General features: G+C 65.8%; 18 protein-coding genes. 9 read left to right on the forward strand and 9 right to left on the reverse strand.

What is annotated here, in order from left to right; translation table 11 throughout:
* Window positions 1-12 precede the first annotated feature (12 nt).
* Together AOA14_RS10955 and AOA14_RS10960 are read left to right on the forward strand one after the other, a co-directional pair.
* The gene (locus AOA14_RS10955; RefSeq protein ID WP_062901833.1) at window positions 13-2,382 is read left to right on the forward strand and encodes a TonB-dependent siderophore receptor; all 2,370 of its coding nucleotides are present in this window, start codon (window positions 13-15) and stop codon (window positions 2,380-2,382) included.
* A 65-nt stretch (window positions 2,383-2,447) separates the two neighbouring features.
* Complete coding sequence (locus AOA14_RS10960; protein WP_062901834.1) at window positions 2,448-3,695, forward strand: MFS transporter; 1,248 nt, start codon at window positions 2,448-2,450, stop codon at window positions 3,693-3,695.
* Here the strand turns inward: AOA14_RS10960 and hutU are convergent.
* From hutU to hutI, 4 genes are read right to left on the reverse strand one after another with little or no spacing between them, the layout of a single operon-like run.
* Window positions 3,692-5,356 carry a urocanate hydratase gene (hutU, locus tag AOA14_RS10965; RefSeq protein WP_062901835.1) on the reverse strand — a complete coding sequence of 555 codons (1,665 nt, stop codon included), beginning with the start codon at window positions 5,354-5,356 and terminating at the stop codon, window positions 3,692-3,694. The two genes, AOA14_RS10960 and hutU, sit on opposite strands and share 4 nt — an antisense overlap.
* Window positions 5,353-6,156: an N-formylglutamate deformylase gene (hutG, locus tag AOA14_RS10970; RefSeq protein WP_062901836.1), complete on the reverse strand. Its 804-nt coding sequence runs from the start codon at window positions 6,154-6,156 to the stop codon at window positions 5,353-5,355. The genes hutU and hutG overlap by 4 nt, the downstream gene beginning before the upstream one ends.
* Window positions 6,156-7,655 carry a histidine ammonia-lyase gene (gene hutH / locus AOA14_RS10975; protein ID WP_409372294.1) on the reverse strand — a complete coding sequence of 500 codons (1,500 nt, stop codon included), beginning with the start codon at window positions 7,653-7,655 and terminating at the stop codon, window positions 6,156-6,158. Before hutH ends, hutG begins: the two co-directional genes overlap by 1 nt.
* 26 nt (window positions 7,656-7,681) lie before the next feature.
* The gene (hutI, locus tag AOA14_RS10980) at window positions 7,682-8,887 is read right to left on the reverse strand and encodes an imidazolonepropionase (protein ID WP_062901838.1); all 1,206 of its coding nucleotides are present in this window, start codon (window positions 8,885-8,887) and stop codon (window positions 7,682-7,684) included.
* A gap of 85 nt (window positions 8,888-8,972) precedes the next feature.
* Between hutI and AOA14_RS10985 the strand changes: the two genes are divergently transcribed.
* Genes AOA14_RS10985 through AOA14_RS10995 form a run of 3 tightly spaced genes read left to right on the forward strand, consistent with a single transcriptional unit; the run spans window position 8,973 to window position 12,130 of the window.
* A complete protein-coding gene (locus AOA14_RS10985; protein ID WP_062901839.1) occupies window positions 8,973-10,328 on the forward strand; it encodes a formimidoylglutamate deiminase in 1,356 nt (451 codons plus the stop codon).
* Entirely contained in the window at window positions 10,325-11,029 is a 705-nt protein-coding gene (gene hutC, locus AOA14_RS10990; protein WP_062901840.1) for a histidine utilization transcriptional repressor HutC, read from the forward strand. The genes AOA14_RS10985 and hutC overlap by 4 nt, the downstream gene beginning before the upstream one ends.
* A gap of 12 nt (window positions 11,030-11,041) precedes the next feature.
* Complete coding sequence (locus AOA14_RS10995) at window positions 11,042-12,130, forward strand: alpha/beta fold hydrolase (protein ID WP_062903124.1); 1,089 nt, start codon at window positions 11,042-11,044, stop codon at window positions 12,128-12,130.
* A gap of 1 nt (window position 12,131) precedes the next feature.
* Here AOA14_RS10995 and AOA14_RS11000 read toward each other — a convergent pair whose 3' ends face one another.
* The 3 genes from AOA14_RS11000 to AOA14_RS11010 all read right to left on the reverse strand — a co-directional run bounded on the left by AOA14_RS11000 (window position 12,132) and on the right by AOA14_RS11010 (window position 17,106).
* The gene (locus tag AOA14_RS11000; RefSeq protein WP_062901841.1) at window positions 12,132-13,040 is read right to left on the reverse strand and encodes an EamA family transporter; all 909 of its coding nucleotides are present in this window, start codon (window positions 13,038-13,040) and stop codon (window positions 12,132-12,134) included.
* Window positions 13,041-13,052: 12 nt separating this feature from the next.
* Window positions 13,053-14,741, reverse strand: coding sequence for a sulfatase family protein (locus AOA14_RS11005; RefSeq protein ID WP_202988239.1), 1,689 nt, complete (start codon window positions 14,739-14,741; stop codon window positions 13,053-13,055).
* A gap of 88 nt (window positions 14,742-14,829) precedes the next feature.
* Entirely contained in the window at window positions 14,830-17,106 is a 2,277-nt protein-coding gene (locus AOA14_RS11010) for a TonB-dependent receptor (protein WP_202988240.1), read from the reverse strand.
* Window positions 17,107-17,513: 407 nt separating this feature from the next.
* Here AOA14_RS11010 and leuC point away from each other — a divergent pair, with 407 nt between their 5' ends.
* A complete protein-coding gene (gene leuC, locus AOA14_RS11015; RefSeq protein ID WP_062901844.1) occupies window positions 17,514-18,941 on the forward strand; it encodes a 3-isopropylmalate dehydratase large subunit in 1,428 nt (475 codons plus the stop codon).
* Here leuC and leuD read toward each other — a convergent pair.
* Window positions 18,938-19,516 carry a 3-isopropylmalate dehydratase small subunit gene (leuD, locus tag AOA14_RS11020; protein WP_062901845.1) on the reverse strand — a complete coding sequence of 193 codons (579 nt, stop codon included), beginning with the start codon at window positions 19,514-19,516 and terminating at the stop codon, window positions 18,938-18,940. The two genes, leuC and leuD, sit on opposite strands and share 4 nt — an antisense overlap.
* A gap of 131 nt (window positions 19,517-19,647) precedes the next feature.
* On the opposite strand from leuD, the gene AOA14_RS11025 reads away from it, so the two are divergent.
* Window positions 19,648-20,154 carry a MarR family winged helix-turn-helix transcriptional regulator gene (locus AOA14_RS11025; RefSeq protein ID WP_003049460.1) on the forward strand — a complete coding sequence of 169 codons (507 nt, stop codon included), beginning with the start codon at window positions 19,648-19,650 and terminating at the stop codon, window positions 20,152-20,154.
* Between the two features lie 74 nt (window positions 20,155-20,228).
* Window positions 20,229-20,804: an NADPH-dependent FMN reductase gene (locus tag AOA14_RS11030; RefSeq protein WP_062901846.1), complete on the forward strand. Its 576-nt coding sequence runs from the start codon at window positions 20,229-20,231 to the stop codon at window positions 20,802-20,804.
* A 2-nt stretch (window positions 20,805-20,806) separates the two neighbouring features.
* Here the strand turns inward: AOA14_RS11030 and AOA14_RS11035 are convergent, their stop codons facing one another.
* Window positions 20,807-21,244, reverse strand: coding sequence for a MarR family winged helix-turn-helix transcriptional regulator (locus AOA14_RS11035; protein ID WP_003049467.1), 438 nt, complete (start codon window positions 21,242-21,244; stop codon window positions 20,807-20,809).
* A 151-nt stretch (window positions 21,245-21,395) separates the two neighbouring features.
* Here AOA14_RS11035 and AOA14_RS11040 point away from each other — a divergent pair, with 151 nt between their 5' ends.
* Complete coding sequence (locus AOA14_RS11040) at window positions 21,396-23,030, forward strand: long-chain-fatty-acid--CoA ligase (RefSeq protein ID WP_062901847.1); 1,635 nt, start codon at window positions 21,396-21,398, stop codon at window positions 23,028-23,030.
* The last annotated feature ends 68 nt before the right edge of the window (window positions 23,031-23,098 follow it).

Raw genomic sequence — 23,098 nt, forward strand, 5'->3', positions numbered from 1 at the left:
GGAGGAACAGCCATGTTGAAACGGACCTATCTGCTCTCGTCGATCGCGCTCATCGCGCTGCCGGCGGTGGCCCATGCCCAGGAAGCGCCTCAGCCCGCCGACGATGCGGCAGGCAATGAAATCGTCGTAACCGGCACCGCCGGCGGCGGGGTCAGCCGCCAAGCCGCGGCCTTTGCGATTACCAGCATTTCGGCCGATGCCATCGAACAGGCCGCGCCGAACAGCACCGCCGACCTGCTGAAGGTCGTGCCGGGCGTCATGGCCGAAAGCTCGGGCGGCCAGAATGGCGCCAACATCTTCGTGCGCGGCTATCCGTCGGGCGGCGACGCCGAATTCGTCACGCTGACGACGCAGGGCGTGCCCTTCTTCTCGCCGCCGACGCTGTCGTTCCTCGAAAACACGCAGCTTATCCGCATCGACGAAACGATCGCGCGGGTCGAGGCGGTGCGCGGCGGCACCGGCGCGCTGTTCGCCAACGGCCAACCCGGCCTGACCGTCAACTTCGTCCAGAAAGAGGGCGGCCCCGAATTCGAAGGGCTTGTGAAGGCCAGCGTCACCGATTTCGGCGACATGCGCGGCGACCTGCGCCTGTCGGGTCCGCTCGGCGACAACACGACCTTCATGGTCGGCGGCTATTATTCGAGCGGCCACGGCATCCGCAATCCGGGCTTCACCGCCGAAAAGGGCGGGCAGATCACCGCCAATATCCGCCATGACCTCGACAAGGGTTCGATCCTCGTCTTCGCGCGCTATCTCAACGATCATGGCCAGTGGCTGCTGCCGATCCCGGTGATCCGCGACGGCGACAAGGTGCGCCAGTTCGGCAATATCGACCCCGGCACCGGCGTGATCGCCGGCCCCGAAACGCGCCTGTCGGTGCTTCCCGACGGCACGCGCGCCGACCTTGGCGACGGTCGCGGCGCCAAGCTGATCAACCTTGGCACCAATTTCGATTACGAGATCGGCGACGGGCTCCAGCTGCGGTATCGCGCAAGCTATCTGAAGGGCGATGCCGATACGACCGGACTGGTTCCCGCGAGCACCGCGATGTCGGCCGCCGACTATGCGGCGAGCCTCGGCAGCACGATCGGCAGCCTGACCTATGTCAATGGGGGCGATGCGGTCGCCAATGCGGGCAGCCAGCAGGTGATCCGCGCCGGCACCTGGATCGTGCGCAAGCAGATCGAGGATTTCACCAACGACCTCAACGTCGAATGGGACAGCGGCAACAACAAGTTCACGCTGGGCGCCTATTTCTCCGACTTTTCGTCGAAGGACCAGTGGAACCTCGGCAACATCCAGCTGCTGACTGCCGAAAACAATGCGCGGCTGCTCAACCTGACGCTCGCCGATGGCCGGGTCGTGACCGATCGCGGCTTTACGCAAGGCAGCTTCTTCAACGTCAACGCCGCCTATGACGGCCGCGAATATGCCTTTTATGCGGTCGACGAGTTCCAGATCACGCCCGAACTGCGCTTCGACGCGGGCTTGCGCTATCAGCATTACAAGGCAACCGGCACGCTGGAAAACAACGCGACCGTGCTCGACGCCGACGGCGACCCGAACACGCTTTACGACCAGAATGTCGCGGTGCTCGACGGCACCTTCCGCAATATTTCGTACAGCAAGGGCGCCTGGTCATGGACGGCGGGCCTGAACTACGACTTCTCGTCGTCGGTCGGCGCCTATGTCCGTTACAACCGCGGCAACACCAATCCCTTCTTCGACAATCTGCGCGACGGCATCCGCGTCTCGCCGCGCGTCGACAATTTCGAAGGCGGGGTGAAGGTGCGGACCGACATGCTGTCGCTCTATGCCACCTTGTTCCACACGAAGTTCGAAGGCCTTGTCACCACTGTCATCCAGAATGGCGCACCGCAGGCGTCGATCGGCGGCGCGCGCAGCACGGGTGTCGAGCTGGAAGGACAGCTTCGGCCGGTCGACAATTTCACGCTCGCCTTCTCGGGCACGTGGCTCAACGCCAAATATCGCGACTTCTTCACCAACAACGGTGCGACCGACCTCAGCGGCAACCGCGTCCAGCGGCAGCCGAAGTGGCAATGGCGCGTGACCCCGGCCTATGAACTGCCGTTCGGCAACGACGGCAAGGTCGGCGTCTATTCGACCTTCACCTATATCGGCGATCGCTTCTCGGATACCGGCAACACCCAGTCGCTGCCGCATTATTTCAAGATCGATGCCGGCGTGACGGTCGACGTCAACCGTGCGCTCAGCTTTGCGGTCACCGCCGACAATCTGACCAACGAGATCGGTCTGACCGAAGGCGATCCGCGCACGCTGGGCCAGAATGCGGCTGAAGTGCTGAATGCCCGTCCGATCCTCGGCCGGTCGTTCCGCTTCAGCGCCGCCTATAAATTCTAGGTCATCCCTCCCTGGGTGGTCGCGGCCTCTTCGCGACCACCCCTCTTTGCGGCAAAGGACTTGGCATGGCCCGCACGCGTTTGATTGCCGCAATGATTCTGACCTATGTCGCCTTCGCGATGCTGCTCAACAGCGTCGGGACGGTGATCCTGCAGTCGATTTCCAGCTTTCATGTCACGAAGCCCGAGGCGAGCACGCTCGAAGGTTTCAAGGATATCACGATTGCGATCGTCTCTTTCCTGACCGCGAGCTATCTGCCGCGCATCGGCCTGCGTAACGCGCTGATCGGGGCGCTGCTCCTCGCGATCGCGGCGTGTACGGTCATGCCGCTCGCGGGAAGCTTCGGCGCAGCGCAATTGCATTTCGCGATGGTCGGCGCGGCCTTCGCGGTCGCCAAAGTCGTCGTCTATTCGATGATCGGCCTCGTCACCGACGACGCGCGGCACCACGCCAGCCTGACCAGCCTGATCGAAGGCATGTTCATGGTCGGCGTGCTGTCGTCCTATTGGGTGTTCAGCGCCTTCATCGACCCGATGGGCCTGCGCTGGCTCAACGCCTATTGGGTGCTGGCGGTGATCCCGGCGCTGGCGCTGGCCTTCATCCTGTCTGCATCGCTTGACGAGCGCCGCACCCATGCGGGGGAGGAGGCCGCCGACGAACAGGGGCCGCCGCTCGTCGCGATGCTGCGGCTCGCGGCGCTGCCGCTGGTGCTCGTCTTCATCGTCTGCGCCTTTGTCTTTGTCCTGATCGAGCAGGGCATCGGTACCTGGCTGCCGACCTTCAACAACGAGGTGCTGCACCTGCCGGCGCAGATGAGCGTGCAGGCGGCGAGTCTGTTCGCGGCGTGCATCGCGCTCGGCCGTTTCGGCGCCGGCGCGGTGATGGCGCGCTTCGACTGGTATCCGGTCCTGAATGCCTGCCTGGCCGTACTCGCGGCGCTGATCATCCTCGTGCTGCCGCTCGCCGATGGCCTGCGTCCGGTGCCGATCGAAAGCTGGCGCGATGCGCCGGTCGCGGCTTTTCTCTTCCCGATGATCGGCTTCGCGCTCGCGCCCATTTATCCGACGATCATTTCGGTGATGCTGAGCGCGATGCCGAACCGGCACCACCCGTCGCTGATGGGGCTGGTCGTCGTCTTTTCGGCGCTTGGCGGCACGACCGGGTCGCTGATTACCGGGGCGCTGTTCGCGCATCTCGACGGGCGCACCGCCTTCACGCTGATGCTGGTGCCGACGGCCCTTCTCGGCGCCGGGCTGTTCCTGCTCCGCGGCCGCATACGTGCCGGAGAAACGGTAACAGCGCAGCCCGCCTAACCGAGCGAGGGCAGGTCGAGTCCCTTTTCGCGCGCGCAGTCGATCGCGATGTCATAGCCCGCGTCGGCGTGGCGCATGACGCCGGTGCCGGGGTCGTTCCACAGCACGCGTTCGAGCCGCCTGGCCGCATCGGGGGTGCCGTCGGCGACGATCACCATGCCGCTGTGCTGCGAAAAGCCCATGCCGACGCCGCCGCCATGGTGCAGCGACACCCAGGTCGCGCCGCTCGCGGTGTTGAGGAGCGCGTTGAGCAGCGGCCAGTCGCTGACCGCGTCCGACCCGTCGCGCATCGCTTCGGTTTCGCGGTTGGGCGAGGCGACCGATCCCGAGTCGAGATGATCGCGGCCGATGACCACGGGTGCCTTGAGTTCGCCCGACGCGACCATCTCGTTGAACGCGAGCCCAAGCCGGTGACGATCGCCGAGCCCGACCCAGCAGATGCGCGCGGGCAGGCCCTGGAAGTGAATCTTCTCACGCGCCATGTCGAGCCAGTTGTGCAGATGCGCGTCGTCGGGCAGCAGTTCCTTCACCTTGGCATCGGTCTTGTAGATGTCCTCGGGATCGCCCGACAGCGCCGCCCAGCGGAACGGACCGATGCCGCGGCAGAAGAGCGGGCGGATATAGGCGGGAACGAAGCCGGGGAAATCGAAGGCATTTTCGACGCCCTCGTCCTTCGCGACCTGCCGGATATTGTTGCCATAATCGGTCGTCGGCACGCCCGCGGCCTGAAAATCGAGCATCGCGCGGACATGCACCGCCATCGACGCCTTGGCCGCCTTCGCGACAGCCTGCGGGTCGCTTTCGCGCTTCTCCATCCATTCGGCGACGCTCCAGCCGATGGGGAGATAGCCGTTCACCGGGTCGTGCGCGCTCGTCTGGTCGGTCAGAAGATCGGGACGGATGCCGCGGGCGAACAGGTCGGGCAGGATTTCGGCGGCGTTGCCGAGCAGGCCGACCGACACCGGCTTTTTGTCGGCGCAGCTCTTTTCGATGATCGCCATCGCTTCCTCGATCGTCTGCGCCGCGACGTCGAGATAGCCGGTGCGCAGCCGCATCTCGATCCGGCTCGGCTGGCACTCGATCGCGAGGCACGATGCGCCCGCCATCACTGCCGCGAGCGGCTGTGCCCCGCCCATACCGCCAAGCCCGGCGGTGAGCAGCCATTTGCCCGCGAGGTCGCCGCCATAATGCTGGCGCCCCATTTCGACGAAGGTTTCGTACGTCCCCTGCACGATGCCCTGTGTGCCGATATAGATCCACGATCCCGCGGTCATCTGCCCGTACATGGCGAGCCCGCGCTTATCGAGTTCGCCGAAATGCTCCCAATTCGCCCAATGCGGGACGAGGTTGCTGTTCGCGATCAGCACGCGCGGCGCGTCGGGGTGGGTGCGAAAGACCCCGACCGGCTTGCCCGACTGGACAAGCAGCGTCTCGTCGCTTTCGAGGCGCTTCAGCGTCTCGACGATGCGGTCATAGCTTTCCCAGTCGCGCGCGGCGCGGCCGATGCCGCCATAGACGACCAGTTCCTCGGGGCGCTCGGCAACGTCGGGATGAAGATTGTTCATCAGCATGCGCAGCGGCGCTTCGGTCAGCCAGCTCCTGGCGTTGAGCCGGTCGCCGGTCGGCGCCTTGATGACGCGGCTGTTGTCGAGGCGGGTCATGGATATCCTTTCGCAAAATCGAGGGTCGCGGCGATCACTTGCTGCAGCGTCGGCAGGATCGCGGGATCGGAGTCGAGCGGGCTTGGCCAGTTACCAGGGTCGAAAGACGCCGGTTCGACCATATAGCCGCGCTGGGCGAGCTCCATCTGGATCGCGTGGATGCCCGCGTCGGGGTGGCCGTAATGGCGCGTTGTCCAGCCGCCCTTGAAGCGGCCGTTGACGACATGGCTGTGGCCGCTCGCGGCGCAGATGCTTGCAACCACGGTTTCCAGTTCGGGCGCGCAGGTCGCGCCGCCGTTGGTGCCGATGTTGAATTGCGGCAATTCGCCGTCGAACAGGCGTGGCACATGGCTGCGGATCGAATGGGCGTCGTAAAGAATGACCTTGCGATGCTGCGCCTTCAGTCGCTCGATCTCTGCCGCGATCGCATCGTGATAGGGGCGGTGATAGAGGCCCAGCCGGCGGACGACTTCGGTCTCGTCGGGCGCGCCGAAGCGATAGAGCGGGTCGCCGTCGAAGGTCGTCGTCGGGCAGAGCTCGGTCGTCGCCTGCCCCGGATAGAGCGAGGCGCCCGACGGATCGCGGTTCATGTCGATCACGCTGCGCGAGATCGCGGTCGCGATCGTCGTCGCGCCCAGATCGAGCGCGAAGGCGTAAAGATCGGCGATCCACCAGTCGGTATCGAGCTGCGCGCGCCATGGCGAGACGAACTGATCATCGAGGCCCGCAAGATCGGTGCCGCCGTGCGGGAAGGCGACGATCAGCGGGGCGTCGCCGCGGTGGATGCGCAGCCAGTCCATCAGCCGATCCCCGGAAGCTCCGCGGCCACCGCGGTTGCAAGGCTGCCGGTGCGGATCAGCGCGGTCGCGGCTTCCATATCGGGATGGAAATGCCGGTCGTCGCCGAGCGTGGGGACGACCGCGCGCAGATGCCCGCGCGCCGCCTCGAGCGCGGCGCTCGATGTCAGCGGGGCGTGGAAGTCGATGCCCTGACAGGCCGCGAGCAATTCGATGCCGATCACCGCGCTGACATTATCGGCCATGTCGAGCAGGCGCCGCGCGCCATGCGCCGCCATCGAGACATGATCCTCCTGATTGGCAGAGGTCGGGATCGAATCGACGCTGGCGGGATAGGCGCGCTGCTTGTTCTCGCTGACCAGCGCGGCGGCGGTGACCTGCGGGATCATGAAGCCCGAATTTAGGCCGGGCCGCGGGGTGAGGAAGGCGGGCAGGCCCGACAGCGCGGGATCGACGAGCATCGCGATGCGCCGTTCGGCGATCGACCCGATCTCGCACAGCGCCAGCGCGATCATGTCGGCGGCGAAGGCGACGGGCTCGGCGTGGAAATTGCCGCCGGACAGCGCCTCGTCGGTATCGGCGAAGATCAGCGGATTGTCCGAAACGCCATTGGCCTCGACGTGCAGCGTCGTGCCGGCCTGCCGCAGCAGATCAAGCGCCGCACCCATCACCTGCGGCTGACAGCGGAGACAATAGGGGTCCTGCACGCGCGGATCGTCTTCGGCGTGCGAGGCGCGGATCGCCGAACCCGCCATCAGGCCGCGCAGCGCATCGCCGACCTCGCGCTGCCCCGCATGACCGCGCAGCGCGTGGATGCGCGCGTCGAACGGCGCGTCGGAGCCTTTTGCGGCTTCGGTCGAGAGCGCGCCGGTGATCAGCGCCGACTGGAACAGCGTTTCGGCGCGGAACAGCCCGGCGAGGGCGTTGGCGGTCGAAAATTGCGTGCCGTTGAGCAGCGCCAGGCCCTCTTTGGGGCCGAGCTCGAGCGGTGCCAGATCGGCGGCGGCAAGGGCCTCGGCCGCGGGCAATATCTTGCCGCCGACCTCGATCGCTCCGACGCCGATCATCGCGGCCGCCATATGCGACAGCGGGGCGAGGTCGCCGCTTGCGCCGACCGAACCCTGCGACGGGACGACGGGGGTGAGGCCCTTGGCCAGCATCGCTTCGAGCAGTCCGACCGTTTCGCGCCGTACCCCCGAGGCGCCGACGCCGAAGCTGGCGAGCTTGAGCGCCATCATCAGGCGGATGACGGGCGTGGGTGAAGCGAGGCCGGTGCCGGCGGCGTGGCTGAGCACGATGTTGCGCTGCAGGATCGACAGCTCGTCGTCGGCGATGCGGACGCTCGCCAGCTTTCCGAAGCCGGTGTTGATGCCATAGACCGGGGCGCCGCGCGCGACGATGCGCGCGACCGCCGCGGCGCTGGCGTCGATCGCGTCCCAGGCCGGCGCGGCAAGCCGCGCCGCCGCGCCTTCGTAAATGGCCCGCCAGTCGGCCAGCGTCATGCCGCCCGGCGTGATGACAATCTGCGTCACGTCGTCTGTCCCATCCATATCCGCTGGTGCAGCGGGTTGAGGCCCATGCGGCCGACCAGATCGGACGGCCGTTCGATATCCCAGATCGCAAGGTCGCAGCGCTTGCCCGCCTCGATCGTGCCGATGCTGTCCGACAGGCCGAGCGCCTGCGCTGCATGGCGCGTGACGCCGAGCAGGCATTCGTCGGTGGTGAGGCCGAACAGCACCGCGCCCATGTTCATCGTCAGCAGCAGCGAGGTGAGCGGCGCGGTGCCGGGATTGCAATCGGTTGCGAGGGCGATCGGCACGCCCGCCGCGCGCAGCGCCGCCACGGGCGGCAGCTTCGTTTCGCGAAGGAAGTAAAAGGCGCCGGGCAGCAGCATCGCAACCGTCCCGGCATCGCGCATCGCGGCAATTCCCGGTTCGTCGAGATATTCGAGATGATCGGCCGACAGCGCGCCATGCCGCGCGGCGAGCGCCGCGCCATGCTGGTTGGAAAGCTGCTCGGCGTGCAGCTTGACCGGCAGGCCGTGCGCGGCGGCGGCGGCGAACATCCGTTCGGTCTGCGCGGGCGTGAAGCCGATATTTTCGCAAAAGGCGTCGACGGCATCGGCGAGCCCTTCGGCCGCGATGGCGGGCAACACTTGCTCGCATAGCAAGTCGATATAGCCATCGGCGTCGCCCACAAATTCACCCGGCAGCGCGTGAGCGCCAAGAAAGGTCGTCCGCACCGTGACCGGTCGTGCTTCGCCCAGCGCCCGCGCCGCGCGGAGCATCTTCGCTTCGTCGGTCAGGCTCAGGCCATAGCCCGACTTGATCTCGATCGTCGTGACGCCCTCTGCGATCAGTGCGTCGAGGCGCGGCAGTGCGCTGCGGACCAGCGCCGCTTCGCTCGCCGCGCGCGTCGCCGCCACCGTCGAGGCGATGCCGCCGCCCGCGCGCGCAATCTCTTCATAGGACGCGTCCTTCTGGCGCAGTTCGAACTCGGCGATGCGGTCGCCCGCGAAGACCAGATGGGTGTGCGCGTCGATCAGCCCGGGGGTGATCCAGCGACCGTCGCAGTCGATGACGTCGGCGGCATTGGGGGCGTCGGCTGCGGGGCCGGCAAAGGCGATCCGGCCGTCGCGCATACCGATCGCGCCGCCCTCGACGACGCCGAGACCGGGCAGGTCGCGGCGCATCGTGGCGAGACGGGCGTTGGTCCACAGGCGATCGCAGCGCATGCCCTCTCCTCCGGCTTGTGGCATCGACTCAATAATGTATATACATAAATCCGAACGCGGAAGATTGTCCAGACGGGATGAGGCGATGGCGCTTTGGTGCGAACAGGCATGGTTGGCGGAGGGTTGGGCGGAGAATGTCCGGCTGACGATCGCCGATGGCCATGTCGGTGCGATCGAGATGGCGGCGCCGCCGCTGCCGGGCGACGACCGGCACGCCATTCTGATCCCCGGTCTGCCCAATCTGCACAGCCACGCCTTTCAGCGCGGCATGGCGGGCCTTGCCGAGCGCGCGGGCGAAGGCGACGACAGTTTCTGGACCTGGCGCGAGGTCATGTATGGCTTCGTCGATCGCCTCGATCCCGACGGTATGCGCGCGATCGCGGCGCTCGCTTATGCCGAAATGCTGGAGAGCGGCTTTACCCGCGTCGGCGAATTTCATTATCTGCATCACTCGCCTGATGGCCGGCCCTACGGCGATGTCGCGGCGATGGCACAGGCGATTGCGGCGGCGGCCGATGAAACGGGGATCGGGCTGACCCTGCTTCCCGTCTTCTATGCCCATTCGGGGTTCGGCGGCGCGGCGCCGACTGCGGCGCAGCGGCGCTTCGTCGACGACCTCGACAGCTATGCCGCATTGATCGAGGCTTCGCGTGCCGCGGTTACGGGGCTGGGCGATGCCATCGTCGGCGTCGCGCCGCACAGCCTGCGCGCGGTGACCGCCGCCGAACTGACCGCGGTTGCCGCGATGGCCGCCGGTGCGCCGCTGCATATCCATATTGCCGAACAGATCGCCGAGGTCGAGGCATGCCGCGCATGGAGCGGCGCGCGGCCGGTCGAATGGCTGATGGCGAACGCCGAGGTCGGCGCCGACTGGTGCCTCGTTCACGCGACGCATGTGACCGAAGCCGAATGGCGCGCGATCGCGCAGAGCGGGGCGGTCGTCGGGCTGTGCCCGATCACCGAGGCCAATCTTGGCGACGGTCTGTTCCCGGCGCGCGAATTTCTGGCGGGCGGTGGCCGCTTCGGGGTCGGCTCGGACTCCAATGTCGAGATCGACGCCGCGGCCGAACTGCGCCTGCTCGAATATGGTCAGCGGCTGGCGCATCGCGGCCGCAATCTGCTCGCGGGCGGTGCGGGGCGTTCGACCGGCACTGCGCTCCACCAGGCGGCGCAGGCGGGCGGGGGACAGGCACTGGGGCAGGCGGGGCACGGCATTGCGACCGGCGCGGCGGCCGATCTTGTCAGCCTGACTGCGGCCGACCCCGCGCTCGCCGGGCGGCGCGGCGATGCGATCCTCGACAGCTGGATCTTCGGGCGTGGGGCGCGGCTGGTCGACTGCGTCTGGCGACGCGGCGTCCAATGCGTTGCCGGCGGCCGCCATGTCGCGCGCGCGGCGATCGACGCGCGCTATCGGGCCGCGATGCAGGCGCTGCTCGCATGAAGCAGAGCGGCGCTCTCCATGCGCAGATCCGCCGCGATATCGAAGCGCGGATCATGTCGGGCGAATGGAAGCCCGGCGACCGCATCCCCTATGAACATCAATTGATGGCGACTTATGGCTGTTCGCGGATGACCGTGAACCGGGCGCTGCGCGCTTTGGTCGAGGCGGGGTTGCTCGAAAGCCGCAAGCGTGCCGGCACCTTCGTTTCGCATCCGCGCATTCACCGCGCTGCGCTCGAAATCCCCGACATCCGCGACGAAGTGGCACAGCAGGGCGAGGATTATCGGCTCGACCTCGACCGCCGGGAGATCCGCCTCGCGAACGAGGAGGATCGGCGCCTGCTCCAGATCGACGGCGGCTCCGTGCTCGCGATCGAGTGCCGCCACCATGCCGGCGGGCGGCCCTATGCGCTCGAGAGGCGCCTTATCAATCTGGCGGCGGTGCCCGGCGCGGCCGAGGTCGATTTCGCGGTCGAGCCGCCGGGATCGTGGCTGCTCGCGCATGTTCCCTGGACCGAGGCCGAGCATCGCATCACCGCGGTCAATGCCGGGGCGAAGGAACTGGTCGCGCTCGGCATATCGGCGGGGGCCGCCTGCATGGCGCTCGAGCGCTGGACGTGGCGCGGCGCCGAGCGCATCACCTATGCGCGGCAAGTCTATCCGGGCGACCGCTACGCGCTTGTCGCGCATTTTCGGCCCTGAAGAGGAATGGTCATGGATTTTTCGCGTCTCGAAACCAGCAGCAAGATCGGCGACGGCTGGCGTTATCCGGCGGCGGAGCCGCGGCGCAGCGGCCGGCTGGACGTCGATGCCGAGGCGGGGCACCGCATCTATTGGGAGGAATATGGCGCCGCGGGCGGCGAGCCGGTGATGGTCCTTCACGGCGGGCCGGGCGGCGCCTGCTCGCCCGAGATGGCGCGCTTTTTCGATCCGGCGCGCTATCGCATCATCCTGTTCGACCAGCGCGGCTGCGGCAAGAGCGAGCCCAATGTCGCGGCCGCCGGTCCCGCCGCGGCGCTGCGCCACAATGATACGCCGCACCTGATCGCCGACATCAACCGGCTGCGCGATGCGCTGGACATCGCAGGGCCGATGCATGTGTTCGGGGGCAGCTGGGGCAGCACGCTCGCCATGGCCTATGCCATCGCCTTTCCGCAGCATTGCGCCAGCCTGATCCTGCGCGGCATCTTTCTGGGATCGGCCGAGGATCTTGACTATCTGTATCAGGGCAATGCCGCGACATGGCACGAGGCGCCCTATGCGCTGACCGCGCCCGGCGCCTACATCAACTATCCCGACGAATGGGCCGAACTGCTCGGCGTGCTGTCGGTCGCCGAACGGCGCGATGTGATGGCGTCGTACAAGGCGATCTTCGACATGGTGCCGCAGACCGACGCCGAACGCGAGCGGCAGCTGCATGCCGCGCTCGTTTGGTCGCTGTGGGAAGGGACGATTTCCAACCTGATTCCCGAACATGGCGCGACCGGCAAGTTCGGCGATGCCGACTTCGCGCTATGCTTTGCGCAGATCGAGGCGCATTTCTTTGCAAACGACCTGTTTCTGGAGCCCGGTCATCTGATCGGCGGCGCGTCTACGCTCGCGTCCATCCCCGTGCATATCGTCCACGGCCGCTTCGATGAGGTGTGTCCGCTGACGCAGGCGTCGCGGCTGGTCGCGGCGCTGCGCGCCGCGGGTGGCGAGCCCGCCACTTACGTCGTCACCAATGCGGGGCACAGTGCGATGGAGCGCGAAAATGCGCTCGCGCTGACCGCGATCATGGACGGATTGCCGCCGCTGCGCTGAATTATGTCGACAGCAGCGCGAGGATGACGCCGCCGACAACCAGCAGCAGCCCCAGCGTCTCATGCCAGCGGACGGGCTCGCGCAGATAGAAATGCGCAAAGGCGATGGTGAACACCACCTCGACTTGCCCGACGACGCGGACCAGTGCCGCGGGGGCGGCGGCGAAGCCGGTGTACCAGCACGCCGATCCGAGCGCCGATAGCAGCCCGACCTGCGCCGAGGAGCGCCACGTCCGGCCGACCGCGGCGAGCGTGTCGCGGTCGCGCGCGATGATCCACGCAAGATGCAGCGCGCTTTGCATCGCCATCACCACGACGAGGGTGACGAGCGCCGATCCCACCGTATCGACGCCGTGCAGCTCGGCGGTGGCAAGCTTGATCGCGACCGCGGCGCAGGCGAACATCGACCCCGCGCCGAGCCCGAATAACGCCGCCGGCTGACCGAGTGAGCCCGCAATTTCGCGCAGCGTCAGCCCGCGTCCCGCAAGCGCGAGGATCAGCACCCCGGCGACCCCTGCAACGATACCCGCCCAGGCAAGCAGCGGCAGCTGTTCGCCGAGGAACAGCGCAGTGACGAGCGCCGCCTGCACCGCTTCGGTCTTGGAGAAGGCGGTGCCGACGACGAAGCCGCGGTGGCCGAAGGCGGTGATGAGCAGGATCGTCCCCGCCATCTGGGTCACCGCGCCGACCGCCGACAGACCGGCGAAGGCGAGGCCGAGCGGTGGCAGCGCCGCATGGCGCGCGCCGAGCCAGGCGATTGCAAAGGCGAGCGCGAAGGGCAGGCCGTAGAGATAGCGCACCAGCCCCGCGCCGCTGACGCTCAGTTCGGCGCGCAGCCGCTGCTGCAGCGCGGTACGCCACGCCTGAAAGAGCCCGCCGAACAGCGAGGCGGGAAGCCAGATGGGGTTCATGCGGCGGCGGCGTCAGGCAGGCTGATTATAGATCTCCGTCGATCCCGGATATTCGCGGCCGTCATCTTCGCCCACCTCGCGCGCGACCAGCGCGTTGACCATCTTGTTGAGCCGCAGCACATTCGCCTTCTGCTTGGGATCGTGCGCCAGATTGACGATCTCGCCCGGGTCGGCGTGGGTGTCGTATAGCTCGAGATCGTTCATCGCGGCCAGCGTCTTCCAGTCGGTCGGCGTATGATGATGCGCCGGCGCGAAATAGCGGGCGAATTTGTAGCGGCCATCGTGGACGCCGCGGTGCAGGCGGCGCTTCGACAAGTCATATTGCTTGCTGTAATCGGGCTCGCCGCTCGGCAGCTTGGCCGCGCGGTCCTTGGTCGGCTCCCAATAATGGACGACCGCATAGTTGAAGAGGTGGCCCGTCCTGTCGCGCTGCGTCGGCAGCGTCGGCGATCCGAGCAGCGCCGACACGTCGACGCCGGGCAGGCCGGGGAAACGGTTCTGCTGTTCGTCGGCGGACAGGCCGGCGAGCGTCATCAGCGTCGGGGCGATATCGATCGCGCCCATCAGCCCCTTGGTCGACCGCCCGCCGGGGAAATCGGGGTGGGCGATGATCATCGGGATATTGGTTTCTTCGCGGTACATCGTCGCGCCCTTCTGGCGCATCCCGTGCGCGGCGGCGCGCTCGCCATGGTCGCTGGTATAGATGATGATCGTATTGTCGATCTGGCCGCTTTCCTTGAGCGCCCAGAGCAACTGGCCGAGCCGACGATCGACGTCGCGCAGGCAGTTATAGTAATAATTGTTGAAGCGGTGCCACGAGGCGAGATCGTCGTGCGCCATCTTGCCGTAGAAGACGTCGTTCAGCCGTACGATCGCGCGATGCGCCTCGGGCTTCGTCGACAGATCGTCCTTGCTGAAGCTTTCGGGCAGGTCGAACTTGTTGTCGACCTCGTAGATCGGATCGCCGGGTTCGCGGCGCAGCGGCCCCAATATGTTCGGATCGGGGCGGCTTTCGGCCTGCTTGCCCGTCGCGTCATAGAACATGATGTCGTGCGGATTGACCAGACCGACGACCTGGAACCACGGCTTGCCGCCAGCCTTGTCGTTGCGCGCATAGTCGAAGATCGCGCGCGCCGCGTCGCCCGCGACATACATGTCGGCCTTGTAGCCGTCCCATGTCAGCCCGACTTCCTCGCCGTCGAAGCCGTAATCGTGGAAGCCGTATTTCTCCATGGCATTTTCGGTGGTCGGATAGATGCCGCCCGGAATCCGCGTCCAGTTGCGTTCGTAATTGATGCGGCTGAGGTGCCATTTGCCCTTGTAGCTGGTGTAATAGCCCGCTGCCTGCATCATGTGGCCGAGCGTCGGCATGGTTTCCGCCGCCACCGGATAGGGGGCGTTGTCGCTGTTGAGGAACAGGCCCGTCTGCTGCGTATGGTGCGCCTGAAAGATCGTCGAGCGCGACGGGGTGCAGGGGGTCGTGTGCACATGATAATTTTCGACGAGCATCCCGCGTTCCATCAGTTCGCGGTGCGCGGGGAGCTTTTCGAGCAGGCCCTCGGGATAGCTGGCGACGCTCTGTTCCTGATCGGTGACGATCATCAGGACGTTGAGCTTCTTGCCGTTCTTCGCATAGGTCGGCATCGCGAGACCCGCGGCGGCGAGCGCCCCCATTCCCCCGACGAACGTGCGGCGGTTCACATCCCAAGCCATCTCAATCTCCCTTGGCCAGCAGTCCCGAAATGCGATCCGCGGCGCTTCGGCAAGGAAGCGCCGCGGACGGATTGCGTCAGAATTTGAACGACAGGTCCACCCCAAATTCGCGCGGCGGCTGATAGAATTGCGAGATCGGGGTCGCGCCAGCGTTGGTGGCGCCCGATATCACCTCCTGATCGGTCAGGTTGGTGCCGTAGAGCGTCACCTTCCATTTGTCGTCCTGCCCCGCGACCGCGATGCTGGCGTTGAGCAGCACCACCTCGTCCCGGTAATAGCCGGGAAGGTTGCTGCGGCCCCAGGTGTTGAAGCGCGACGAATAGCGCGCGTCGCTGTGCAGCTTGATCTCGCCGAACGACATCGGAATGGCATAATCGACCGATAGGCTGCCGCTCCATTTGGGTGCATTGGCGAGGTCGAGGCCGCTCGAATCGGTCGGGACGGCGAAGGTTCCGTTCGGCACCCCGTTGATCAGGATCGGCACCGCCGGCCCGCACTGGCCGGGTTCGGGTGCGCCGTTGGTGAAGACCCCGTTCGTGTCCGCGCAGAAATCGGTATAGCGCGCATGCAGATAGGCCAGGTTCGCGCCGATGGTGAAATTGGGGGCGGGGCGCAGCAGCGTTTCGACTTCGAAGCCCGATATTTTGGCGGCCGCGATGTTGGTCGTGATATTCTCCGCCCGTACCGCACCCATCTTCGTTACCGAGCTTTGCAGATCGCGATACTTGTTGATGAAGCCCGACACGTTGAAGCGCAGCAACCGGTCGAACAAGTCGGTCTTGGCGCCGATTTCGAACGCGTTGACGCGTTCGGGGTTATAGGGACCGATATTCTCGGGGATCGTCCCGCGCGAGTTGAATCCGCCCGATTTATACCCCTGCGAATAGTTGGCGTAGACCATGGCGGCGGGCGAGAAGCGATATTCGGCGGTCAGGCGCGGCGTGAATTCGGCCCATGACGCCTTCAGGCTGCTCGTGAAGGACGAGGCCTGGTTGCCGTTGACGAACACCTGCGAGGCGATGTCATATTTCTTGCGGTCGTGGCTGTAGCGCCCGCCGAGCGACAGCGTCAGCCCCTCGACCGGATGCGCGTTGACGAGCGCGAACATCGCATAGCTCTGCGTGTCCTGATGAAGCTGCGCGAGCGTCGTCGTGGTCGGGGTGGCGAGCACCGTGTTGAACTGACGCCATTTGTCGGCCTGATAATAGAGGCCGACGACGAAATCGACGGGCTCGCCGGCCGGCGACACGTAGCGCAGCTCTGCGCTTTTTGATTCGCCCGAAAAGTCGCGGGTCACGTCGAGCTGCGGGGCGGGATTGATCAGCCCGTCGAAGTCGCCGCGGGTGATATAGGTGAGGTGACGATAGCCGAGAACCGAACTGATCGTGCCCCAGCCCACGTCGAGGTTCGACGACCAGGATCCGCCATAGCTCTCGGTGTTGGCATAGGGATCGAACAGCACCGCCGCCTTGCGCACGTCGGTCTTCACCGCGTCGGGCAGCAGATCCCAATTGGGATCGCCATTGTCGAGGACGTGCGGCGCCGGACCGGTCGTCTTTTGCTTCAGCCAGTCGACGATCAGCGTCGAATCGAACGGCCCGCCATGATCATAATTGAGCGCGCCGCGCACCGCCTTCACATTGGCGCCGTTAAGACGGTTGCCGGTGATGACGTTGCGGCTGTAGCCGTCATAGTCGCGGAAATTGACCGAGATTTTGGCGGCCAGCGCGCCATCGGCGAAGCGGCCGCTGTTGAGCTTGCCGCGGAACTGCTTGAGCCCGTAGGATCCCAGGCTGACGCGCGCTTCGCCGCCGAAATCGTCGGTCGGGCGCGCGGTGATGACGTTGATCGTGCCGGCAAGGTTGTTCTTGCCGAACAGCACGCCCTGCGGCCCCTTCAGCACCTCGATCCGTTCGACGTCGAACAGGTCGAGCATCGTGCTCGATACGAAGGGAATATAGACGCCGTCGATGATCGTGCTGACCTTGGGGTCGGCGTTGGGATCGGGATCGGCGGTGCTCATGCCGCGGATCGAGATCATCGGCACATTGGCGACGAGGCCCTGCGTCTGCAGCAACACATTGGGCGCGAGGCCGTTGAGGCTGGTGATATTGGTGCTGCCGCTCGCCTCGACCATCTCTGCATTGAAGGCCGAAATCGCGATCGGGACATTCTGCACGCTTTCGCTGCGGCGCTGTGCGGTGACGACGATGTCGCCATAGCTATTGTTTTCGGCGCCGGTGGCGACTTCTTCCGCCGCGGCGGTTTCGCCGGTCTGGGCATGCGCCGCCGTCGGTGTGGTGCCAAGCGCGACCATGGCGGTCGAAAGCAGGAACAAGCGCGTCGTCATCATATCCTCCCACATGGTGGCCGCACCGATCCCGTTCCCGCGCGCGCCAGCGCGGCGGAAATGCGGGTTCGCATCCGGCCTTGTCAGTCCATGAAACGGGGTGATGCTGTGGCAGACTGCCCATTTTGCCGCCGGCGCCGGGCATCGTCTTGTGCCCGAATATCGTGCCGGTGGAGCGACTCTATCCTCCGTTCCCATCGCATGATTAGCAGGATTGAAAAATACTTCAACTACTAAGTATTATGATTTTGTGACATGCTGATACCGCGCAAAACCGCTTGATTCGACGTGCTTGCTTGCCATATAAGTTAGAATTCTAAGTAAATCGCGGTAGTGAGGATCTACCCGGCGGGGAGCAAGGACAGGGTGACGTCTTTCGAAAATCCGGGCGCGGTGCGGGCGGCGAATCGATGACCGGCCCGCGCACGCTTTACGACAAGATATGGGACGCCCACGCCGTTGCCGAGGATGATGGCGAAACCCTGCTCTATGTCGATCTGCACCTGCTGCACGAAGTGACGTCGCCGCAGGCCTTCGCCGCGCTCGAGGAGGCGGGGCGGGGGGTCCGCCGGCCCGAGCGGGCGCTCGCGCTGTCGGATCATAATGTCCCCACCGAAGGGCAGGCCGCCGGACCGACCGGGGTTGCCGATGTCGAGGCGCGCGCGCAGCTCGAGGCGCTGGTCAGCAATACGGCTCGGCACGGTATCGAGAATTTCGCCATGGGCGACCCGCGCGGCGGCATCGTCCATGTCGTTGGCCCCGAACAGGGACGCTCGCAGCCCGGCATGACGATCGTGTGCGGCGACAGCCACACGTCGACGCACGGCGCGTTCGGCGCGCTCGCTTTCGGCATCGGCACCTCTGAAGTCGAACATGTGCTGGCGACGCAGACGATCCGGCAGCGCCGTTCGCGCAACATGCGGATCACCGTCGACGGCGTGCTGCGTCCGCATGTCCAGGCAAAGGATCTGGCGCTGCATCTGCTCGCGGCGATTGGCGTCGACGGGGCGACGGGGCATGTCATCGAATATGCGGGCAGCGCGATCGGGGCGCTGTCTATGGAAGCGCGGATGACGCTGTGCAATCTCAGCATCGAAATGGGCGCGCGGGCCGGACTGATCGCGCCCGACGACACGACCTTCGCCTATCTCGCGGATCGGCCGGCGGTGCCGAAGGGCGATGCCTGGACCGCGGCACTGGCGCGCTGGCGCGCCTTGCCGACCGATGCCGGGGCCGTCTTCGACCGCGAATTGCGGATCGATGCCGACGCGGTCGCACCGATGGTCAGCTGGGGCACAAATCCGTCGCAGGTGATCGCGATCGACGGCGTCGTCCCCGATCCCGCTTGCCTGGCCGATCGCGACGCGCGCGCGGTTGCCGAGCGCGCGCTCGCCTATATGGGCCTGACGCCGGGCCGCCCGATCGCCGGGACGCCGATCGATCGCGTTTTCATCGGAAGCTGTACCAACAGCCGCATCGAAGATCTGCGCGTCGTCGCGGCGGTGGTCGAGGGGCGCCGGGTCGCGGACCATGTGCGCGCCATGGTCGTGCCAGGGTCGGGGCTGGTCAAGAGACAGGCCGAGGCGGAAGGGATCGACCGCATCCTGCTCGCAGCGGGCTTCGACTGGCGCGAGCCCGGCTGTTCGATGTGCGTCGGGATGAACGCGGACCGCCTTTTGCCCGGCGAACGCTGCGCCGCGACGTCGAACCGCAATTTCGAGAATAGGCAGGGGCGCGGCGGCCGCACCCATCTGATGAGCCCCGCGCTCGCGGCGGCGAGCGCGATTGCCGGTTGCATCGCCGATCCGGCGATCCTGACCGATGAAGGATCGGGCTAGGCCGCCGTTTCGAAACGGGTGATCGCGGCCTCGTGCCGCAAGGTGCGGGCAATGTCGTCGCGTCCGTCCAGCAGCGTGCGGCGATCGTCGGGGTCGATGGCAAAATCGATGCCTTCACCCGACGCCAGCGTGAGGCGCTGTTCGGCAAGGTCGACGGTCATCGGCGCGAATTGCGCGAGCGCGACCTCATCGCGCAGCCGGTCGCAGATTGTGGCGGGCAGCCGGATCAGCAGCAGGCCGTTTTTGCGCGCATTGTTCGAAAAAATATCGCCGAAGCTCGGCGCGATCACGCAGCGGATACCGAAGTCGCGGAGCGCCCATACCGCATGTTCGCGCGACGAGCCGCAGCCGAAATTGCGGTCGGCGATCAATATCTGCGCGCCGCGGGTTGCGCCGCGGTTCAGGACGAAATCCTCACGCTCCAAGCCATCGGGCGTGTAGCGCAATTCCTGGAACAGATGCCGCCCCAGTCCAGTTCGCGACAAGGCTTTCATGAAGCGCGCCGGAATGACCATGTCGGTATCGACGTTGGCGATCGGCAGCGGCGCCGCCACGGCGGTCAGCCGGGTGAACATCCGATTATCCTTTCCATAACTTAGAAAGCTAAGTATATGGGTTGCCCCTCCCTGTCCAATGATATTGGTATATCGAAGCATATTGCCGGGCAAATCATAGGCCCCTAAGGTTCGGGAAAAGGGGAAGAGAATTGGCGAAGAAGACCCAGACGTTTCGGCATCCGGCCGAATATTACACCAATCCCGAAAACAGCATCGGCTATCTGGCGCGCATCGTCTTCCGCTCCTTTTCGCGGCTGCTCGAGCGCGGAACGCTGACCTATGATGTGTCGGCGGGGCAATGGCGGTTCCTGCGTCAGCTGTGGCGCGAGGACGGCATCACCCAGCGCGAACTGAGCGAGCGTGTCGGCATGCGCGAACCGACGACGGTGGTCGCGCTCAAGGGGCTTGAGAAGGCGGGCTTCATCACGCGCAAGAAGACGTCGGACGACCGGCGCAAGACCTTCATCCATCTGACCCCGCACGCGCGCAAGCTCGAGCTGATCCTCGCGCCGATGAATGCCGAGGTCCATGAAATCGCGACCCGCGGCATGACCGATGAAGAGGTCGAAACGCTGCAGGCGCTCATGCGCCGCGTGATCGAGAATCTGGCCGACGAAACCGCCAAGCTGTCGACGCTGTCCGACATCAAGGCCTGACCCCTTTCGCAACGGGCTTGCGGACGTCCACGATAATAGGTTAGTATTCTAATCATTATCGCGGGGAGGGTAAATTGCCGAAAATTGCCGTTGTCGTCGGAAGCACGCGCGAAGGATCGTTCAACCGGGCGCTGGGCAGGCTCGCCATTCGCGCGCTCGAGGCGCAAGGGGCTGAGGTCACCGAGGTCGATCTCGCCGGCTACGACCTGCCGCTCTATTCGGCCGCGATCGAATCCGGCGCCTTTCCCGCCGATGCCGAGCGGTTGAAGCGTGTCTTTGCGGCGCAGGACGGGCTGTTGTTCGTGTCGCCCGAATATAATGGCTCGGTGTCGCCGCTGCTCAAAAACGCGATCGACTGGGCGTCGCGGCCGACGGGCGACGAGGGGCTTGTCGCGCTCGTCGCCTATCGCGGCAAGGCGGCGGCGATCATGTCGGCCTCGGTCAGCCCGTTCGGCGGGTTGCGCGGCCTGATCCATCTGCGCCAGATCCTGTCGACGGTGCAGACGCTCGTGATTCCCGAACAGGTGCTGATCCCCAACGCGCATGCCGCTTTCGACGAGAGCGGCGGGTTGAAGGACGCGCTGCCCGCATCGCTGGTCGACATGACGGCGATGCGGCTCGCCAAGGTGGCGGCCGCGCTCGCCGCCTGACCCTAGGCCGGGCGGCGTTCCTTGTTGTCGCCCCAGTCGGCCTCGAGCGTCGCGAGCAAGGCATCGAAGCGGTCATGGCCAAGCCGATCGGCCAGCTGGTCGGCGAGCTGATCCATCGCGCGCTGCGCGTCCTGACGCATCCGGGCGCCCGTTTCGGTGAGCGAGACGATCATGTGTCGCCGGTCGTCGGGATCGGGCGCCAGTTCGACCATGCCCAGCTTGACCATCTGGTTGATCGTGCTGTGAATCGCCTGCCGCGAGACGCCCAGATTGCGCGCGATGTCCGACGGGCGCACGATGCCGCTGACGATATTCGTCATCACCATCGATTGCGGGCGGCTGATATCGGGCCAGCCGCGGTCGTGCAGCCGCGCCTGCAGCCCTTCGTCGAGCCAGCAGAAGCGTTGGAAAAGAGCGATGATAAGCTGGTTGGTGCGCATGGAGTGACGCGATATTCCCCGTTTTCGGCGGCACGCCGTTGGTGCGCACGCTAGAAGAAGCGCGGGGGCTAGGCAAGGCGCGGCTGAGCGTGTAAAGACAAAATACTTAGTATACTATGTTTTTGGGTTGAGCGAGGAAGAGGCGCCGCCGATGGACGGATTGATGCAGAATGTCCCGCTGACGGTCGACCGGATTTTCGACCATGCGGCGGCCTGGCACGGCGCGCGCGAAGTCGTGTCGCGCGACGCCGAAGGGCGCGTCACCCGGTCGACCTATGCCGCAATCCACGCCGATGCGAAGCGGGTATCGAACGCGCTGGTGGCCGCCGGGATCAAGCCGGGCGACCGCGTTGCCACGATGGGGTGGAATGGCGCGCGGCACCTGGCCACCTGGTATGGCGCGGCGGGGATCGGGGCGGTGCTTCACACGCTCAATCCGCGGCTGTTCATGGAGCAGATCGCCTATATCGCCAATCATGCCGCCGACCGGTTGCTGATCGCCGATCCGGCGGTGGCCGATCTGGTCGGCGAATTGCTGGCGCAGGTGCCGTCGATCGAGCAGGTGATCTTTTTCTGCGATCGCGCTGCGCTGCCGCAAACACCCTATCCCGCGCTGGCGTTCGACGACTGGATCGCGGGCTATCCCGCCGAACATGACGGGGGCGGGTTCGACGAAAACAGCGCCTGCGGCCTGTGCTACACCAGCGGGACGACGGGCAATCCCAAGGGCGTGCTCTATTCGCACCGCTCCAACTATATCCACATGCTGATGACGCTGCAGCGCGATGCGCTGGCCTTGTCGGCGCGCGACACCGTGCTGCTCGTCGTGCCGATGTATCATGCCAATGCGTGGGGCGTCGTCTATTCGGCGCCCGCGGTCGGCGCGAAGCTGGTGCTGCCCGGACAGCGGATGGACGGCGAATCCATCTATAATCTGATCGAGGAGGAGGGCGTGACCTATTCGGCCGCGGTGCCGACGGTGTGGCAGATGCTGCTCCAATATATGCAGGAAAATGGCAAGCGCTTCACCACGCTGGAACGCGTCACGATCGGCGGGTCGGCGTGCCCCGAATCGCTGATCCGCACCTTCCGCGACGATTATGGCGTCGATGTCATCCAGGGGTGGGGGATGACCGAAACGTCGCCGCTCGGCACCGTGTCGGTCCCCAATGCCTCGGTCGCGGCGAAGGGGGACGACGCGCAGATGGCGTACAAGCTCAAGCAGGGGCGGTTGCTGTGCGGGCTGGAGATGAAGCTGGTCGATGATGCCGGCCACCGGCTGCCGCACGATGGCAAGACGCCGGGGCGGCTGATGATCAAGGGGCCGACGATCGCGCGCGGCTATTTTGGCGGGGAAGGCGGCGATGTGCTCGATGATGAGGGCTTTTTCGATACCGGCGATGTCAGCACGATCGACGGCGAAGGCTATATGCAGATTACCGACCGCGCCAAGGATGTCGTCAAATCGGGCGGCGAGTGGATCAGTTCGATCGAGATAGAGAATATCGCGACCGGCCATCCAGCGGTCGCCATCGCCGCGGTCGTCGGCATCGCGCATCCCAAATGGGACGAACGGCCGATCCTGCTATGCGAGCTCAAGCCGGGCGTGCACGCGGGGGCCGACGATATCCGCGCCTATCTGGACGGCAAGATCGCAAGATGGTGGATGCCCGACGACATAGTGTTCGTCGACGCCATCCCGCTCGGCCCCACGGGCAAGATCGACAAGAAGGCGATCCGCGCCGGGCTGGAGGGGTATGAACTGCCCTTCGAGGTGAGCCGCTAATATGTTTCCCACGCTCGTCATCCCGGACTTGATCCGGGATCCATTCTCTCGACGCTGGTTAAATGGAT

The organism is Sphingopyxis terrae subsp. terrae NBRC 15098, assembly GCF_001610975.1.
In the GTDB taxonomy this organism is placed as follows: Bacteria; Pseudomonadota; Alphaproteobacteria; order Sphingomonadales; family Sphingomonadaceae; genus Sphingopyxis; species Sphingopyxis terrae_A.